Source organism: Staphylococcus sp. HMSC62B09 (assembly GCF_001839115.1).
GTDB lineage: Bacteria > Bacillota > Bacilli > Staphylococcales > Staphylococcaceae > Staphylococcus > Staphylococcus haemolyticus.
In genome coordinates this window covers 1-1,163 of sequence record NZ_KV840132.1, presented here as the reverse complement: position 1 = coordinate 1,163, position 1,163 = coordinate 1, and the positions used below count along the sequence as shown (strand labels likewise).

At 32.6% G+C, this 1,163-nt stretch carries 2 protein-coding genes; one reads left to right on the top strand and one right to left on the bottom strand.

Annotated elements, in window-relative coordinates:
• The first annotated feature begins 74 nt into the window (after positions 1–74).
• Positions 75–407, top strand: a complete 333-nt coding sequence (locus HMPREF3265_RS05820; RefSeq protein ID WP_002505086.1) for a winged helix-turn-helix transcriptional regulator — start codon at positions 75–77, stop codon at positions 405–407.
• A gap of 164 nt (positions 408–571) precedes the next feature.
• Here HMPREF3265_RS05820 and HMPREF3265_RS05815 read toward each other — a convergent pair.
• Positions 572–1,163: IS6 family transposase (locus tag HMPREF3265_RS05815; protein WP_070663142.1), on the bottom strand; the 592-nt coding region annotated here is incomplete at its 5' end.

The following is a 1,163-nucleotide window of genomic DNA, read 5'->3' as shown; positions in this document are numbered from 1 at the left end:
TAATGCGGAAGATTATATAATCTTCCGCATTAACAATGTAAATTCTAATATTATAGAAGAAAGAAGGATGAAAATTGTATTATAAAGGAAAAGAATTTTTCACTTCTAAAGATTTAGCTTTATGTGTTATCGGAGGAAAGTGGAAGATCCCTATAATTTTTCATTTACTTCAAGACAAAGTATTGAGATTAAGTGAGCTACAAAAAAAGTTGCCGCATGTCAATCAAAGGATGCTAATAAGACAACTTAGAGAATTAGAAGAGGACCAAATTATTGAAAGACATATTTATTCTGTAGTTCCCCCAAAAGTGGAGTATAAGCTGACATCTATAGGCTACAAGCTAGATAAGGTGGTTTATGCAATATGCGAATGGGGTGATTTATTCAAGGATGAAATAATACATTAAAAAGTTCTGGTGCAAATTAAAAATAAAGTTAACTACTCTCTTATAATGTAAGTATTCAATTAGCTGACTAACATGTATTAATTTCGCCGTTCTATGAAATTAAGGGTTCTGTTGCAAAGTTAGAAAAATATAGCTAATCACCATTTTATTGTGTCAGTCTTCGCCTAACCAGCTAACATATAACTAATTTCGTGGCATGGTGAAAATCCGTAGATCTGAAGAGACCTACGGTTCTTTTTATATAATCCGTAAATACATTCAATGCCTTTGAGTGTATTTTTTGCCGTATTGACACTTTGATATCTTGTCTTTCTCACCTTAATGTGACGATGATCTTGTTCAATGAGGTTATTGAGATATTTAGATGTGCAATGACAGTTAGGTTTCAGCTTAAACACTTTAATTATTTTAGCCATGGCTACCTTCGTTGAAGGTGCTTGATCTGTAATTATCATTTGAGGTTTACCGAATTGTTTAATAAGGCGCTTAATAAACGCATATGCTGATTGATGATCTCGTTTTTTGCGTAACCAAATATCTAATGTATGTCCATCTGCATCAATCGCGCGATACAGATAACACCACTGTCCTTTAATTTTGTTATATGTCTCATCAATACGCCACTTATAATACGTTTTTTTATGTTTTCTCTTCCAAAGTTGATAGAAAATAGGTGCATACTCTTGAACCCATCGATAAATGGTTGAATGATGAACATCAAAACCACGTTCCCTTAATATTTCAGATATATCACGA